The 15,734-nt window shown below is 62.7% G+C and carries 12 protein-coding genes; 4 read left to right on the forward strand and 8 right to left on the reverse strand.

What is annotated here, in order from left to right:
- Positions 1 to 63: 63 nt before the first annotated feature.
- Together clpB and H8S57_RS08460 are read right to left on the reverse strand one after the other, a co-directional pair.
- Entirely contained in the window at positions 64 to 2,694 is a 2,631-nt protein-coding gene (gene clpB, locus H8S57_RS08455; RefSeq protein WP_186907648.1) for an ATP-dependent chaperone ClpB, read from the reverse strand.
- Between the two features lie 112 nt (positions 2,695 to 2,806).
- Positions 2,807 to 3,235 carry an Hsp20/alpha crystallin family protein gene (locus tag H8S57_RS08460; RefSeq protein ID WP_186907649.1) on the reverse strand — a complete coding sequence of 143 codons (429 nt, stop codon included), beginning with the start codon at positions 3,233 to 3,235 and terminating at the stop codon, positions 2,807 to 2,809.
- A gap of 303 nt (positions 3,236 to 3,538) precedes the next feature.
- Between H8S57_RS08460 and H8S57_RS08465 the strand changes: the two genes are divergently transcribed.
- On the forward strand, positions 3,539 to 4,924 hold the full coding sequence (locus H8S57_RS08465; RefSeq protein WP_186907650.1) for an MATE family efflux transporter: 1,386 nt from the start codon (positions 3,539 to 3,541) through the stop codon (positions 4,922 to 4,924).
- A gap of 60 nt (positions 4,925 to 4,984) precedes the next feature.
- Here the strand turns inward: H8S57_RS08465 and kal are convergent, their stop codons facing one another.
- The gene (gene kal / locus H8S57_RS08470) at positions 4,985 to 5,386 is read right to left on the reverse strand and encodes a 3-aminobutyryl-CoA ammonia lyase (RefSeq protein WP_186907651.1); all 402 of its coding nucleotides are present in this window, start codon (positions 5,384 to 5,386) and stop codon (positions 4,985 to 4,987) included.
- A 164-nt stretch (positions 5,387 to 5,550) separates the two neighbouring features.
- Between kal and H8S57_RS08475 the strand changes: the two genes are divergently transcribed.
- Positions 5,551 to 6,744 carry a pyridoxal phosphate-dependent aminotransferase gene (locus H8S57_RS08475; RefSeq protein ID WP_186907652.1) on the forward strand — a complete coding sequence of 398 codons (1,194 nt, stop codon included), beginning with the start codon at positions 5,551 to 5,553 and terminating at the stop codon, positions 6,742 to 6,744.
- Positions 6,745 to 6,796: 52 nt separating this feature from the next.
- Here H8S57_RS08475 and H8S57_RS08480 read toward each other — a convergent pair whose 3' ends face one another.
- The gene (locus H8S57_RS08480) at positions 6,797 to 7,366 is read right to left on the reverse strand and encodes an ECF transporter S component (protein ID WP_186907653.1); all 570 of its coding nucleotides are present in this window, start codon (positions 7,364 to 7,366) and stop codon (positions 6,797 to 6,799) included.
- 218 nt (positions 7,367 to 7,584) lie between these two features.
- Positions 7,585 to 8,985, reverse strand: coding sequence for a uracil-xanthine permease family protein (locus H8S57_RS08485; RefSeq protein ID WP_186907654.1), 1,401 nt, complete (start codon positions 8,983 to 8,985; stop codon positions 7,585 to 7,587).
- Positions 8,986 to 9,341: 356 nt separating this feature from the next.
- On the opposite strand from H8S57_RS08485, the gene H8S57_RS08490 reads away from it, so the two are divergent.
- The gene (locus H8S57_RS08490; RefSeq protein ID WP_186907655.1) at positions 9,342 to 10,601 is read left to right on the forward strand and encodes a diaminopimelate decarboxylase; all 1,260 of its coding nucleotides are present in this window, start codon (positions 9,342 to 9,344) and stop codon (positions 10,599 to 10,601) included.
- Between the two features lie 170 nt (positions 10,602 to 10,771).
- Here H8S57_RS08490 and ppk1 read toward each other — a convergent pair whose 3' ends face one another.
- The 3 genes from ppk1 to H8S57_RS08505 form a co-directional block, all read right to left on the reverse strand.
- Positions 10,772 to 12,913, reverse strand: a complete 2,142-nt coding sequence (ppk1, locus tag H8S57_RS08495; protein ID WP_186907656.1) for a polyphosphate kinase 1 — start codon at positions 12,911 to 12,913, stop codon at positions 10,772 to 10,774.
- Positions 12,906 to 13,814: a Ppx/GppA phosphatase family protein gene (locus H8S57_RS08500; RefSeq protein ID WP_186907657.1), complete on the reverse strand. Its 909-nt coding sequence runs from the start codon at positions 13,812 to 13,814 to the stop codon at positions 12,906 to 12,908. The genes ppk1 and H8S57_RS08500 overlap by 8 nt, the downstream gene beginning before the upstream one ends.
- Before the next feature lie 88 nt (positions 13,815 to 13,902).
- Positions 13,903 to 14,127 (reverse strand): DUF6774 domain-containing protein, encoded by a 225-nt coding sequence (locus tag H8S57_RS08505; RefSeq protein ID WP_186907658.1) that lies wholly within the window; start codon positions 14,125 to 14,127, stop codon positions 13,903 to 13,905.
- Positions 14,128 to 14,438: 311 nt separating this feature from the next.
- Here H8S57_RS08505 and H8S57_RS08510 point away from each other — a divergent pair, with 311 nt between their 5' ends.
- Positions 14,439 to 15,572 carry an aldo/keto reductase gene (locus H8S57_RS08510; protein WP_186907659.1) on the forward strand — a complete coding sequence of 378 codons (1,134 nt, stop codon included), beginning with the start codon at positions 14,439 to 14,441 and terminating at the stop codon, positions 15,570 to 15,572.
- Positions 15,573 to 15,734 lie beyond the last annotated feature (162 nt).

Here is a 15,734-nt window from a genome sequence, read left to right on the forward strand (position 1 = left end):
GCTCCGGAATCAATCCGGAGCCCCGCGGCGGTTTTGACCGATGGAGCAAACCTGAGCGGACGCTTATGCGTCCACCACTTCGCCCCGCAGCACGGTATGGGACGAAACGGTCAGCTGGCCGTCCACACAGTCTACGGTGAGGGTCTCGCCGGGAGCGGCCTCGTCGGCAATGATCCTGCGGCTGATGAGCGTCTCCACCGTATGCTGCACGAAGCGGCGCAGGGGCCGGGCGCCGAAGGCGGGGTCGTAGGCGCTGTCGATGATGAAGCGCCGGGCGCTGTCGGTAAGGGTCACGGTGAGCTGTTTCTCCGCCAGGCGGCCGTTGAGCTCGGCTGTCAGCAGGTCGATGATGCGGGTGATGTTCTCCTTGGTCAGGGGTTTATAGAAAACGATCTCGTCCAACCGGTTCAAAAACTCGGGACGGAAGGAGTGATGCAGCAATTCCGTGACGGCCTTCCGGGCCGCTTCGGTAATTTCCCCGCCGGCGTCGATGCCGTCCAGCAGATACTGGGAGCCCAGGTTGGACGTCAGGATGATGATGGTATTCTTGAAGTCCACCGTGCGGCCCTGGCTGTCTGTGATACGCCCGTCGTCCAGGACCTGGAGCAGTACGTTGAACACGTCGGGGTGGGCCTTCTCCACTTCGTCGAACAGCACCACGGAATAGGGATGGCGGCGCACCGCCTCGGTGAGCTGGCCGCCCTCCTCGTAGCCCACGTATCCCGGAGGGGCGCCGATGAGCCGGGAGACGCTGAACTTCTCCATATACTCGCTCATATCGATGCGCACCAGGTTCTTCTCACTGTCGAACAGAGCTTCGGCCAGAGCCTTGGCCAGTTCCGTCTTGCCTACGCCGGTAGGGCCCAGGAACAGGAAGGAGCCGATGGGGCGGTCCGGGTCGGCGATCCCCGCCCGGGAGCGGAGGATGGCCTCGCTGACCAGGCGCACGGCCTCGTCCTGACCCACGACCCGCCGGTGGAGGATGTCCTCCAGGTGGAGCAGCTTCTCCCGCTCGCCCTCCATCAGCTTGGCCACCGGGATGCCGGTCCAGCGCTCGATGATGCGGGCGATCTCTTCCTCCGTGACCTTATCCCGCAGCAGGGAGCGGGCTCTGCCCTCGTTGGCGATGGCCTCTTCGGCCTCCAGCTGCTTTTTCAGCTCGGGAATCCTGCCGTACTGCAGCTCCGCGGCCCGGTTCAGGTCGTACTCCCGCTGGGCCTTCTCCAGCGCGGCGTTGGCGGCCTCCAGCTCCTCGCGGAGCTTCTGGACCTTGCCGATGGCGTTTTTTTCGTTTTCCCACTGGGCCTTCTTGGCGTTGAACTCGTCCCGCAGTTCGGCCAGCTCCTTCCGGATCTCGGACAGATGCTCCTGGGACAGGGTATCATCCTCTTTTTTCAGGGCGGCCTCTTCGATTTCGTGCTGGATGATCTTCCGCTGGATCACGTCCAGCTCGGTGGGCATGGAGTCAATTTCGGTGCGGATCATGGCGCAGGCCTCGTCGATCAGGTCAATGGCCTTATCGGGCAGGAAGCGGTCGGTGATATAGCGGTTGGAGAGGGTGGCGGCGGCGATGATGGCGCCGTCCTGGATCTTCACGCCGTGATAGACCTCGTAGCGCTCCTTCAGGCCGCGGAGGATGGCGATGGTGTCCTCCACCGTGGGCTCGTTCACCAGGACGGGCTGGAAGCGCCGCTCCAGCGCCGCATCCTTCTCGATATACTGGCGGTATTCGTTGAGAGTGGTGGCGCCGATGCAGTGCAGCTCGCCCCGGGCCAGCATGGGCTTGAGCAGATTGCCCGCATCCATGGCGCCCTCGGTCTTGCCGGCCCCCACGATGGTGTGCAGCTCGTCGATGAACAGGACGATGCGGCCTTCCGATTTTTTGACCTCGTTCAAAACGGCCTTCAGGCGCTCTTCAAACTCGCCCCGGTACTTGGCGCCCGCGATCAGGGAGCCCATATCCAGGGCAAAGATGGTCTTGTCCTTCAAAGAGGCGGGCACGTCGCCCTTCACGATGCGCTGGGCCAGCCCTTCGGCGATGGCGGTCTTGCCGACGCCGGGCTCGCCGATGAGCACGGGGTTGTTCTTGCTCTTGCGGGAGAGGATGCGGATGACGTTGCGGATCTCGTCGTCCCGGCCGATGACCGGGTCCAGCTTGCTGCTCCGGGCCCGCTCCACCAGGTCGGAACCGTACTTTTTCAGCGCGTCATAGGTCTCCTCCGGATGGTCGGAAGTGACCCGCTGGTTGCCACGGACATTGGTCAGCGCCTGAAGGACGCCCTCCCGGGTGACGTTGTAGGTGCGGAAGAGCTCCTTGAGCGCCCGGTCGGCGGTATCGACCAGCGCCAGCAGCAAATGCTCCACCGAGACGTATTCATCCTTCATGCCGGCGGCGATGGACTCGGCCGTGCTCAAAGCTTTGTCGACCCCGGCGGAGACGTAGAGCTTGCCCTGCTCCCGGCCGGAACCGGAGACCCGGGGCAGTTTTTCCACCTCCGCTTTGACCGCGGCGGTGAGGGAGGGGACCGTGAGGCCCAGATTGCCCAGCAGCTGCGGGATCAGGCCGCCCTCATCGGCGAGCAGCGCGAGCAGAAGATGCGCCTGCTCGATCTGCTGGTTGCCGTATTCGGTGGTCAGAGCCTGGGCGTTCTGTACGGCCTCCAGGGATTTTTGGGTATAGTTCTGCGCGTTCATATCGCGTCACGTCCTTTCGGAAAACGAAATTGAAAAAACCGGAAACGGGGCGCCGGCCGGTGGCCGGCGCCCCGTTTCCGTAAGGTTCCGGTTGGGGATAGCGCGCAACAGGTTACTCGATGGCGATCCGGCGGCTTTCCGGCACGGCGGGAACCGTCTTGGGCAGGGTCAGCTCCAGAATGCCGCTTTTATAGGCGGCGGTGATGGCGGTCTCATCGATGCCGGTGATATCGAAGGAACGGGTGAAGCAGCCGTACCGGCGCTCCCGGCGGATGTAGCTGCCCTTGCCGTCCTTCTGGTCGCTGTGCTCCTGATGGGCGGCGGTGATGGTCAGGATACCGTCCTTCACGTCCAGGGAGATATCCTCCTTCTCAAAGCCGGGCAGCTCCGCCTCCAGGACGAATTTGTCGCCGTCGTCGCGGATGTCGGTGCGGAAGGCGGGCAGACTGGCATTGCTGCTGCGGAAGAAATTGCGGGTAAAGTTATCAAAGGTGTCAAACAGATTGTCGTCGCTGCGTTCGAAAGGAAGCATACCAAACATAAAAAACTCTCCTTTTCCAGTTGATTTGTTGGGAAAATAGATTAGCAAATAATTGAATCAAGTGCTAAACACGAAACAAAAGCATGGCGTTCAACCTCTTTCCGGGGCCATACGGCCCGCTGAATCTCTGTTTCTGATGTTTAGTATAGGGCCGTTTTGTGAACAAATATACACGTAATTATGGCCAAATTGTAAACTTTAGCACTCGTTGATTGAGAGTGCTAACAGAAAGACGCCCTTTACGCGGCGAAGGAAAAGGGGTATAATCGGCTGGACTGCGTACAAAAGGTGGCGAATCATGCGATGAAACGAACCAATGACCTGGGCCGTGATCCTGTGTTCCCTCTGGTGTGCCGGCTGGCCATCCCAACCATGCTGGCCCAGCTGGTCAGCGTGCTTTACAGCATCGTGGACCGGATCTACATCGGCAATCTCCCGGTCATCGGGGACCTGGCCCTGGCAGGCGTGGGGGTATGCGGCCCCATCGTGACCCTGCTCTCCTCCTTTGCCACCCTGGTGGGGCTGGGAGGCGCGCCCATTCTGGCCATGCGTATGGGGGAGGGCAATCCCAAAGAGGCGGGGCGGGTCCTGTCCAACTGCTTTTTGATGCTTCTGGCGCTCTCCGGCGCCCTCACGGCCCTGTTCCTGCTGAGCAAGGAGCAGCTGCTGCTGTGGTTCGGGGCCAGCGCGGATACCTTCGGCTATGCGGACACCTATCTGACGATCTACACCGCAGGCACCTTTTTTGCCCTGATGGCGGCGGGGATGAACAGCTTCCTCATCGCCCAGGGGTTCTCCGGTCTTGGGATGGCCACAGTGGTGCTGGGGGCGGTGCTCAATATCGTACTGGACCCGCTCTTTATGTTTGGACTGGATTTGGGCGTGGCCGGTGCGGCCCTGGCCACGGTGCTCTCCCAGATGGCCTCCTGCGGTTTCGTGCTGATTGCCCTGCTACGGCCGAAGATGCCCGTCCCCCTGCGCTGGGGGGGCTTTTCCCGGTCCATCATGCTGCGTGTGCTGGCGTTCGGATTGTCGCCCTTCCTCATCATCGCCACCGACAGCATCCTGCTCATCGTCCTGAATACGGTGCTCCAGCGCTACGGCGGGGCCGAGCTGGGGGACGCCCTTATTACCTGCGCCACCATCGTGCAGAGCTATCTGCTGCTCATCACCATGCCCATGGGCGGCCTGACCCTGGGCACCCAGCCGGTGATCAGCTTCAACTACGGCGCGGCCAGAGCCGACCGGATCCGGCAGGCAATGAAGTCGATCGTGGGGCTGTGCCTGGCATTCTGTGTGGGGATGACGCTTGTGACCCACACGCTGTCCCCGTATTTTGTCCGGCTGTTTACCCAAAGCCCGGAGCTGATCGAACGCTCGGTGCGGTATATCAAGATGTTCACCGCCATGATCATCCCGCTGGCCGTCCAGTATCCTCTGGTGGATGAGACCACCGCTCTGGGCCAGGTACGGCTGGCCCTGTTCTGCTCCCTGTTCCGCAAGTCGGTCTTCCTGGCGGGGCTGCTGCTGCTGCCCGCCCTGTTTTCGGCGGAAGCGACCTTCCTGTCCGAGCCCATTGCCGACGCTGTGGCCGCGAGCGTCACCACCTGCCTGTTCCTGCGCATCATCCCCAAGGTGCTGGAGCGGCGCGTCCGTGAAGCCGGGGCAGACCCGGCGCCCCGGCCCTGAAATGAGACAAGCGGCCCGGCGCATCAGCGCCGGGCCGCTTTCCAATGGATGTAACAGGGATCAGGGTTCTTTCCGCTGGCACTTCTTGGGCGTTACGCAGGTGCCCTCAGCAATGGCCACTACGATGGGCTCGTCCAGGAAATCGGCGGCGGAGTCGCTGATGTCGGGGCGGGGAACGGCCACCTTGCGGGCCTCGAACTTCATCTTGCGGGAGGTATTGCCGATGTGGGTGATCTCGCCGTAGGCCTCGATAAAATCACCGGCATACACGGGCGCCTTGAACTCGATGTTGTTATATGCGCAGAACAGGCCCTCGTCGCCGTCGCACTTGATCAGCAGCTCGGTGGCTACATCGCCGAACAGGTGCACCATGTGGGCACCGTCCACCAGATTGCCGCCGTAGTGGGCGTCCTTTGCAGACATGCGCAGACGAATCATAGAGGTGTATTTCTTCTCATCCATGTCGATCCACTCCTACTAAAATATTTTTTGCAGGAATTCTTGCCTTCCCTATTCTACGTCTTTCCGAAGGGGTTGTCAACCGGGGAAATTCGTGCTACAATGCGCTTATCCGCTTTAAAGCGCAAAAGCGCCTGAGGGGAAAGAGAAGCAAGGGAGCTTAAAGTATGGTTTCGGAACATATGGTAAAGCTGGGGATGAACCGCAACATCATGCGGGAGATCTTCGAGCATGGAAAGCGCCGGGCCAAGGTCGTGGGCGCGGGGAACGTATTGGACTTTTCCCTGGGCAACCCCAGCGTGCCGCCCCCGGCCAAGGTGAACGACACCATCCGGGCCGTGTTGGACGGGCCGTTGCACGACAGTGTCCACGCCTATACCAGCGCCCCTGGCGACCAGGGCTGCCGGGACGCGATCGCCGCCTCGCTGACCCACCGCTTCGGGGTGTTCTGCACGGGGGACGAGCTGTATCTGACCGTGGGCGCCGCCGCCGCCCTGTGCTGCTGCCTGTTCGGCCTGCATACGCCGGGGGATGAGTTTATCGTCATCGTGCCTTATTTCACCGAATACCGGGTATTCATCGAGAGCGCCGGGGCGAAAGCGGTGGAGGTTCCCGCCGCGCCCGGCACCTTTGATCTGGACCTGGCCGCCATCGAGGCCGCCATCGGGCCCAATACGAAAGGCATCCTGATCAATTCGCCCAATAACCCCGCGGGCGTGGTCTATCCCGCCGCCACCATCCGGGGGCTGGCTGATCTGCTGCGCCGCAAAAGCAGCGAGTTTGGAAATCCCATTTACCTGATCTCCGACGAACCCTACCGGGAGGTGGTCTACGACGGGGTGGAGGTACCCTGGCTGCCCGCCTATTATGAGAACACTCTGGTGTGCTACTCCTACAGCAAGTGCCTCTCCCTGCCCGGCGAACGCATCGGCTATGTGCTGGTGCCCCAGAGCGCGGAGGACTGGGCCCGCGTGTACGCCGCCGTGGCCGGCGCCGGGCGGGGCATTGGGTACATCAACGCGCCCAGCCTGTTCCAGCATGTGGCGGCCGCCTGTGACGGCCTGACCGCCGATCTGAGCGTCTATGAGACCAACCGCAACCGGCTCTACCGCGGGCTGACGGAGATGGGGTATACCTGCGTCAAGCCGGACGGCACCTTCTATTTGATCTTCCAGGCCCCGGACCTGGATTCCATGGCCTTTTCCAAGCGGGCCATGAAGTATGACCTGCTGGTGGCGCCGACCGACACCTTCGGCTGCCCCGGTTATCTTCGGGTGGCCTTCTGCGTGGATACCGGACGGGTGGAAAAGGCCCTGCCGGTCTTCCGCAGGCTGGCCCAGGAGTACGGATTGTGCAAATGAGCAGAGAACTCCCCGCGGGCGGCACCAGCCGTCCGCGGGGAGCTCTCTGCCTTCAGGCGATTTTCAGGTGCGCACGCTTGAGGGCGGCGCGGATGACCAGGCACAGGGGCGGGGCGATGAGGATGGCCACGGCGGCGTTGAACAGGGAGGCGGGGACCTTCAGCGGCAGGATGCCCACGGCAACGGCAGGCGGAAGCCCCTCCACCAGCAGGCCGTCGTATGCGAAGCACTTGAAAAAGTAGAGCACGTAATAGGCGATGCAGCCGCATACCGCGCCGGCCAGACAACGGGGATAGCGGGGAGCCTCCCGATGGGCGGCGCTGCGCAGGACCCAACCGGCCGCCAGGCCCATGATCCCCTTGGTGAGAAAGGTGATCCAGCACTCGGCGGCAAAAAGAGGGTTGGTCAGGTCGTACAGGGCGGAGCCCAGACCGGAGGCCAGCCCGCCTGCAGGGCCCAGCAGCAGGCCGGACAGACAGCACATGATATTGGCCAGGGTAAAAGAGGTTTTGCCGCCGATGGCAATGGGCAGGATGATGCGCAGATAATTGCTGACAAAGACCAGAGCGGTCATCATTCCCAGGACAGCCAGAGAAACGGCGCTCATGCGGCGATTTTTCATGACGAAGCACTTCCCATCTCAATTCTTCGGACCCCATTATATCCGGGAACTGACTATACTTCAAATGCCAGATTTTAAAAATATAATAAGGTCAGAAAAGGTTGGAATGCGGAAGAAGCGACCGGCGTGCGGAGGAACACAGCGAGTGCCCTGCCTGTACAGGCAGGGCACTCGCTGAAAACCGGAAGCGCGCGGCCGCCGCTTTGGGCCGGGCCGGATCAATACCGTCCAAAGTCGCCGGAGCGGCCCTCGGTCACGTCGGCGCCGAACTCGTAATCCTTGCCGGGCAGGATGGCGTTGAGCGCGATGCCGGCAATGGCGGCGATGGCCAGGTTGGTCAGGGTCACATGGGCCTCGCCGATGGAGAAGGTGATACCGCTGGAAAAGCCCAGACCACAGACCAGGATGACGGCGGCGATGATCAGGTTGCGGGAGTTGGTGAAGTCCACCCGGTTTTCCACCACGTTGCGTACGCCGATGGCGGAGATCATGCCGTAGAGGATGAAGGATACGCCGCCGATGATGGCGGTGGGGATGGAGTTGACCAGGGCGGCAAAGGCGGGGGAGAAGGACAGGATCACCGCGTAAAGGGCGGCCAGACGGACCACCTTGGGATCATACACGCGGGAGAGGACCAGAACGCCGGTGTTTTCCCCGTAAGTGGTGTTGGCGGGGCCGCCGAACAGGCCGGCCAGGGAGGTGGCGATACCGTCCCCGATGAGGGTGCGGTGCAGGCCGGGGTCCTGAATGAAGTTTTGGCCCACGGTGGCGGAGATGGCGGACATATCGCCGATGTGCTCCATCATGGCGGCGATGGCGATGGGAGCCATGACCAGGATGGAGGTCACGTCAAACTTGGCGATCGAGCCGCCGAAGTCGGTGATGAAGGGCTGGAAGCCAAGGATCCGGGAGGCCGCCACGGAGGAGAAGTCCATCAGAGGCACCACCTCGCCGGCGGCATTGAGGGCGGTGGCGCCCATGGCGCTGGCGATCACGGCCACGAGATAGGGGACCACCACACCCAGGAGGATGGGGATGATCTTGATCATGCCGCGGCCCCAGATGTTGCAGACCACGATGACCGCGATGGACAGGATGGCCAGCCACCAGCAGGAGGAGGCGTTGGTCACGGCGGAGGGGGCCAGGTTCAGGCCGATGAGGATGATGATGGGGCCGGTGACCACGGGGGGGAGAAAGCGCATGACCCGCTTGACGCCCACCAGCTTGATAATGGCGGCCAGGATGACGTACAGCAATCCGGCGACCACGATGCCGCCGCAGGCATATTGAAGCTTGACGGCCGGGTCCATTCCGGCGTATTTGCCGGTGTCCAGGGCCGCCACGGCGGCAAAGCCGCCCAGATAGGCGAAGGAGGAGCCCAAGAAGGCGGGCACCTTCATTTTCGTGCAGACGTGGAAGAACAGAGTGCCGATTCCGGCGAAGAACAGAGTGGTCTGGATGGACAGGGGCAGGCCGTAGCCCTGGACCAGAATGGGGACCAGGACGGTGGCGCCGAACATGGCGAACATGTGCTGAAGACCCAGAATGAGCATCCTGGGCAGGCCCAGCCGGCGGGCGTCATAGATCGGTTCGCTTCCGGTGATGTGTTTCTTTCCCATAGTTTTCTCCTCTCTCATATCCCGTGGACGGCGCTTGTGCAGAAAAAAAGCAATCACCCTTCCCAAAGGAAAAGCAATTGCCCATCAAACGGAACAAAACGCGGGGAAAACGGGAAACAGTTTCATACACACTGCAGTCCTGTTCACGTCTGCCCGCCTCCGTCCACTCTAAAGTCTGCTCTATACTAGCAGAAATCGCGCGATATGGCAAGGGGAAATTTGCGGGATTTGTTACTTTACCAAAAGAAAGCGCGAAAGCGGGGACGGGGTTGGAGCTTCTGCGGATTGACAGGGTCCGTGCCGGTCCGGTAAAATTGAATTTACCATTTGTTTTACTAAGGTAAGGTGAACGCCCTATGAAAAAGCCCTTCGTTACGCTGGAGCAGCTCCAAGGCATCACGCAGGCCTATCCCACGCCCTTTCACCTCTATGATGAGAAGGGAATCCGGGAGAACGCCCGGCGGCTGAAGGAAGCGTTTGCGTGGAATCCGGGGTACCGGGAGTATTTTGCCGTCAAGGCCACGCCCACCCCCGCGATCCTGAAGCTGCTGCGGGAGGAGGGGTGCGGCGTGGACTGCTCCTCGCTCACCGAACTGATGCTGGCGGAGAAATGCGGATTTTCCGGCCGTGAGATCATGTTCTCCTCCAATGAGACCCCGGCGGAGGAGTTTGCGCTGGCGGCCCGGCTGGGCGCCACCATCAATCTGGACGATTTCACCCACATCGACTTTTTGAAGCAGACCATCGGCTTTATCCCGGAGACCATCTCCTGCCGCTTTAATCCGGGCGGCGTGTTCCGCCTGGGGGAGAGCAAGGAGGGCTTCCAGGTCATGGATACGCCGGGGGATTCCAAGTACGGCTTTACCCGGGAACAGCTCTTTGAGGGATTTCGAACGCTCAGGAGCATGGGGGCCAAGCGCTTCGGGCTCCATGCGTTCCTGGCCTCCAATACCTTGTCCAACGAGTATTACCCGGCCCTGGCCGCCATCCTGTTCCGGCTGGCGGTGGAGCTGCGGGATCAGACGGGGGCCGACGTAAGGTTCATCAACCTCTCCGGCGGCGTGGGCATTCCGTACCGCCCCGACCAGAGCGAGAACGACATTGCGGTCATTGGCGCAGGCGTGCGGAAGGCCTATGAAGAGATCCTGGTGCCTGCGGGGATGGGGGACGTGGCCCTCTGCACCGAACTGGGCCGCTTCCTGCTGGGGCCCTACGGGTGCCTGGTCACCCGCGCGATCCACGCCAAGCACACCTATAAGGAGTATATCGGCGTGGACGCCTGCGCCGCCAACCTGATGCGCCCCGCTATTTACGGGGCGTACCACCACATCACCGTCATGGGCAAGGAGGACGCGCCCTGCGACCATAAGTACGACGTGGTGGGCTCCCTGTGTGAAAACTGCGACAAATTCGCCGTGGACCGTATGCTCCCCCGGATCGACAGGGGGGATCTGCTGGTCATCCATGATACCGGCGCGCACGGATTTTCCATGGGCTATAACTACAACGGCAAGCTCCGCTCGGCGGAGCTTCTGCTCCAGGCCGGCGGCGGGGTACGGCTGATCCGCCGGGCCGAGACTCCGGAGGACTATTTTGCCACGATGGTGTTTGAATGAGTGACGGGCAGCAGCGCCGGGAAGGGCGATGCCGCCCGGCGGGAACAGGGGCGCCGGCAGGCGTGCTGCCCCTGTTCTTACCGATCCCTGTGGACGCAAGGGCGAGCGAGGAGACCTGCCTGAAAGGGAAAACGGCATTTTGCCGAATGTGGGCTATGGGCGCATGACTCTTATTTCAGCCGTGCCAGCAGCCGTTCCAGCAGGCCGCGGCGGCGCTCTTGGGAAACAGGCGGGTGGGCGGCGGCCTCTTGAGCCTGCGTCACGGCCTCGGCCATCATGGCCGCCTGAGCGTCCAGGACGGGCGCTGCTTCGGGTCTCGGGATGGGGGAATAGCTCCCGTCGGGACCCAGCAGCCGGGCTTTTGCATTGTCGGTACAGAGCAGGGTGATATAATGGGCGATCTGCCGCCGGATGGCCGGGTCGAGGACGGGGCAGGCGATCTCCACCCGCCGTTCGGTATTGCGGGTCATAAAATCGGCCGAGCCGATATACATACTGGCGTCCTCGCCCGCACCGAAGGCAAACACGCGGGGATGCTCCAGAAAGCGCCCCACGACGGAAAAGATCCGGATATGGTCGGTCAGGCCGCTCACGCCGGGGCGCAGACAGCAGATGCCCCGTACGTTCATCACCACCTCTACGCCCGCCTGACTGGCTTCGGCCAGCTTGTCGATGAGCTGGCGGTCGGTCACGGAGTTGACCTTGATGAAAATGTGGGCGGGGATCCCCTGACGGGCCTTGGCGATCTCCTCCTCCATCTTTTCCAGCAGCCTGGGCTTGAGGCTGTAGGGAGCCACCAACAGGTGGTGATACGTGCCCTCCAGGTTGGAGGTGGCCATGTTCTGGAAGAAGGACGCCGCGTCGGCGCCGACGGCGCTCTGGGCGGTCATCAGACAGAAGTCGGTGTAGAGCTTGGCCGTCTTCTCATTGTAGTTGCCCGTACCGATCTGAGTGATGTATTGGATGTGGGAGCGCTCCCGCCGGGTGATCAGACAGATCTTGGAGTGGACCTTGTATCCCTCAAAGCCGTAGAGCACCGTGCACCCGGCCTCCTCCAGCCGCTCTGCCCAGGCGATGTTGTTCTGCTCATCGAACCGTGCCCGCAGCTCCATGAGGACCGTCACATCCTTCCCGTTCTCTGCGGCGGCGGCCAGGTACTCCACCAGCTTGGCGGTAGAAGAGAGCCGGTAGATGGTGATCTTGATGGAGAGCACCGCGGGGTCGGCGGCGGCTTCCCTTACCAGCTTTAAAAAGGGCTCCATCGCATGGAAGGGGTAGTAGAGCAGCACGTCCCGCCGGAGGATCTGCGGGATCAGCGGCTCGCCCTTCACCAGCTCCCGGGGCCACTGGGGCGTGTACTTGGGATAGCACAGCGCGGCGACGGTCTCCGGCGGCAGAAGCGTCTCCAGCGCGTACACGTAGCCCAGCGCCAAAGGGGCGCGGGAGGAGAAGACCTGGGCGGGGGACAGCTCTAGCCGGCGGCAGAGGAAGCCGGTCAGGGCCTGGCCCGCTTCGCCCTGGATCTCCAGACGGACGGGGGAGAGGCGTGCGCGCTTTTTCAGCACCTTCTGCATGTGTACCCGAAAGTCCTCGCCCACGTCGTAATCCTCGTCCTCCGGGCTGATATCGGCGTTGCGGGTAACGGCCACGACGCATTTGGACTCCACCTCGTAGGTATCAAAGAGCGTTTCGGCATAAAACAGGACCACCTGCTCCGTAAGCACATAGCGCACGCCCCGCTCCTCCAGACGCAGGAAGGGAGGAAGCGCCCTCGGTATGGGCACCAGCCCGAAGCAGGACTGACCCTCCCGCCGGAGGGAGAGCGCCACCGTCAGGGCCTTGGAAGGCAGGTGGGGGAAGGGATGATGGGCGTCCACCACCATGGGAGAGAGCACCGGAGCCACATAATCCCGAAACCAGCGCTCCACCTGCTTGCGGCCCTTCACGTCTAGTTCCTCCACGCCCAGGCTGCAGATATTGCAGGAGCGCAGGCGCGTCTCCAGCTGTGCGAAGGTCTTGTCCCGGCGCTTGTAAAGGGGCGGTACCGCCCGGCACACAGCCTGGAGCTGTTCGGTGGGGGTCAGGCCGCTCTTGCTGTCCACATGCGCCTGCCTGGAAAGGGTCATGTCGTAAATGGAGCCGACCCGGATCATGAAAAATTCGTCCAGATTGCTGGTAAAGATGGCGGCGAACTTCAGCCGTTCAAACAGCGGCACGGATTCGTCGGTGGCCTCTTCCAGCACGCGTTCGTTGAATTTCAGCCAGGAGAGCTCCCGCTCCTGGGTATAGCGCGTATCCACGGCTTTAGTCATGCTGCGTTACCCCCATCACACGGTTCATAAGATAACCCTCCCGCACGCCGCAGGCGCTCACCGAGACGGTCTCGACCCCATAGGACTTCATCACGGCGTTGAGAATGATGAGGCCCGGCAGAATGGTATGCACCCGGTCGGGCGCGGAGCGCAGGATCTGCCGAAGCGTGTCCCGGTCCCCTTTTTTCAGCCCCTTGTAAAGGGTCTGCAGCTCTCCGGCGGGGATGATCCGGTTGTCCGGGTCCGTTCCGGCCAGGTCGTTGCACAGCTTGGCGGCGGCCCGTATGGTGCCGCCCACGCCGGTCAGGTGCCTGCACCGGACCTTGGCGGTCCTGGCGCGCTCCAGCTCGGCCTCCACCTGCTCCCGAATGGCGCGGCGCTCCTCCCGGGTGGGGAAGAGGCCCGCCACATACCTGGTGTACAGGGACAAGGAACCCATGGGAAGCGAGCAGCCGGAAGAGATGCGTCCGCCGTCATAGGCCACAAGCTCCGTCGAGCCGCCGCCGATGTCGGTCAGCAGGCCGGAAGAAGCGCCGCCTCCCGCGGCGGCGCCCTGGAAGGAAAGCGCGGCCTCGTCCGCGCCGGAGAGGACCTCCACGGTCAGGCCGGTCACCTCCCGTATGGTCTGCACAGCGTCCTCGGTGTTGACAATGTTGCGCAGAGAGGCGGTGCCGAAGACGTACAGGTCATGGAGGCCGAAGTTATCCAGCAGGGCGCGGAACCCGGCCAGCGTCCGGCAGGCCACCAGGATGCCGCTGTCGGAGAGCGCGCCGTCCTTGATATAGCCTGCCAGCCCGGCCATCACTTTTTTGTTCAGCAGCAGCTTGAACTGCGTCCCCTCCCAGCGGTAGATGGACAGCCGGATGGTGTTGGAGCCTACGTCCGCAATGCCGCATTTCATGGAAAGCACCTCGCTTTGTTCGGATTGGTTTGCATTCGCCTTAGTTTACGCGCTTTCCGGGCGGATATCAATGGGATTTACGAAAGCTTTACATGGGATCCGTGTCCGTATCCGCCGCGGCGCCGGCCTCCAGGCAGCAGGCTTCCTGTGCCGCGCGCCGGGCGGCGATCAGCGCCAGATTGTCCCCCAGCACGGTGAAAAAGGCCGCCAGTACGCCCAGCTCATCGTTGGACCGGTCCTGGGCCAGCTGGAAGGATACCAGCGCGGCGATGACCAGAAGCGCTTCTCCGGAAGGGCCCGATGTACATGCCATTTCGCCACCTCCTCTGCCCATTTTACGGCGAAAGCCGCCAAAGGTGCCGGTGGACGGGCGGGAAGCGCTGTGGTATAATAGCCGCGATACGGCTGCTATACCGCTTTGACCGGCACGGTTCGCGCCCGCCCTGCGGCCTTCCGCCGCGAAGGGGGCCGGATACCGAGAAGCGCCCCGCATTTCGCGGTATCCCGGCGGCGTTAGCGCCTGTTTCAAAACCGAAACGGCGTCGGATGAGCGGCCGTTTTGCCGTTGTGCGCCCCAATGGCCGCCGGTTTGGCGGACGACGAAGACGAGCGGGAGGAGTTTTTATGGAATACCGTACTTGGCCGGCGCTGGATGCCAGGGTCTCCCTGTTGGGCTTCGGCTGCATGCGCTTTCCCACGGACGATGCGGGATGCGTACAGGAGGACGCTGCCGCCGCCATGCTCCGCCGGGCGCTGGAGGCGGGGGTCAATTACATCGACACCGCCTATTTTTATCATGAGGAGCAGAGCGAGCGCGTCCTGGGCCGCGTCCTGGCGGACGTGCCCCGGGAGCGCTATTACTTGGCCACCAAGCTGCCTACCTGGAAGGTGGAGTCCCTGGAGGACGCACAGCGCTTCTTCACCACTCAGCTGGAGCGGCTGAATACGGATCACTTTGACTTCTATTTGCTGCATACCCTCAACCGGGACCGCTGGCGAGCGATGGTGGAGCTGGGCGTGGTGGACTGGTGTGTCCAAAAGCAGCGGGAAGGGGCGATCTGCCGCTTCGGGTTTTCGTTCCACGACGGGTATGACGTCTTCGAGGAGATCCTGAGTTTCCGGAAATGGGATTTCTGCCAGATCCAGTTCAACTATCTGGATACGGATATCCAGGCGGGCGAGCGGGGATATGCGCTGGCGGAGCAGCTGGGGGTGCCGCTGGTGATCATGGAGCCGGTGAAAGGGGGCGCGCTGGCCGATCTGCCGGAGGATCTGGCCGCCCGGCTGCGGCGGGCGCGTCCGGGCGCGTCGATGGCCTCCTGGGCCCTGCGCTGGGCGGCCGGCCGCGCCAATGTGCTCACCGTTCTCAGCGGGATGAGCACCCTGGAACAGGTGGAGGACAATGCGGCCACCTTTACCCGGTTCCAGCCCCTGACGCAGGCGGAACTGGCCTTGGTGGAGGAGACGGCCGCGGCCCTGCGCGCGCGGGTGAAAAACGGCTGCACCGGCTGCCGCTACTGCATGCCCTGCCCTGCCGGAGTGAATATCCCGGAAAATTTCCAACTGTGGAATCAGACGGCCAAGACCCAAAACGGCGCCTCCGCCTGGCGGCCCTGGCATGTGAATTTCGGGGAGGAGGACAAGGCAAAAAACTGCGTGCGCTGCGGCAGGTGCGTTCCGCTCTGCCCCCAGGGCATCCCCATCCCGGACGATCTGGCCCGCGCCCAGGCGGAGCTGGACGCCATCCCCAAACCGTAGAAGCGCTCGGGGCCGCGTTGACGCCCTGCCGCGGCCGGAACGCCTGAAAAGCGCCCCGCCCCCTTTCCTCCGCTTCGGTTCGGAGGATGGGGGCGGGGCGCTTTTACGATCTTTTGGCAGGGGAAAACGGGCGCCTTGGCAGATCGGAACAGGGCCGGGCGC

The organism is Lawsonibacter hominis, from assembly GCF_014287895.1.
Lineage (GTDB): Bacteria > Bacillota > Clostridia > Oscillospirales > Oscillospiraceae > Lawsonibacter_A > Lawsonibacter_A hominis.

Bases quoted from the DNA above. Each gene is read 5' to 3' on its own strand.
- clpB (WP_186907648.1), bottom strand. From the start codon at position 2,694: ATGAACGCGCAGAACTATACCCAAAAATCCCTGGAGGCCGTACAGAAC.
- H8S57_RS08460 (WP_186907649.1), bottom strand. From the start codon at position 3,235: ATGTTTGGTATGCTTCCTTTCGAACGCAGCGACGACAATCTGTTTGAC.
- H8S57_RS08465 (WP_186907650.1), top strand. From the start codon at position 3,539: ATGAAACGAACCAATGACCTGGGCCGTGATCCTGTGTTCCCTCTGGTG.
- kal (WP_186907651.1), bottom strand. From the start codon at position 5,386: ATGGATGAGAAGAAATACACCTCTATGATTCGTCTGCGCATGTCTGCA.
- H8S57_RS08475 (WP_186907652.1), top strand. From the start codon at position 5,551: ATGGTTTCGGAACATATGGTAAAGCTGGGGATGAACCGCAACATCATG.
- H8S57_RS08480 (WP_186907653.1), bottom strand. From the start codon at position 7,366: ATGAAAAATCGCCGCATGAGCGCCGTTTCTCTGGCTGTCCTGGGAATG.
- H8S57_RS08485 (WP_186907654.1), bottom strand. From the start codon at position 8,985: ATGGGAAAGAAACACATCACCGGAAGCGAACCGATCTATGACGCCCGC.
- H8S57_RS08490 (WP_186907655.1), top strand. From the start codon at position 9,342: ATGAAAAAGCCCTTCGTTACGCTGGAGCAGCTCCAAGGCATCACGCAG.
- ppk1 (WP_186907656.1), bottom strand. From the start codon at position 12,913: ATGACTAAAGCCGTGGATACGCGCTATACCCAGGAGCGGGAGCTCTCC.
- H8S57_RS08500 (WP_186907657.1), bottom strand. From the start codon at position 13,814: ATGAAATGCGGCATTGCGGACGTAGGCTCCAACACCATCCGGCTGTCC.
- H8S57_RS08505 (WP_186907658.1), bottom strand. From the start codon at position 14,127: ATGGCATGTACATCGGGCCCTTCCGGAGAAGCGCTTCTGGTCATCGCC.
- H8S57_RS08510 (WP_186907659.1), top strand. From the start codon at position 14,439: ATGGAATACCGTACTTGGCCGGCGCTGGATGCCAGGGTCTCCCTGTTG.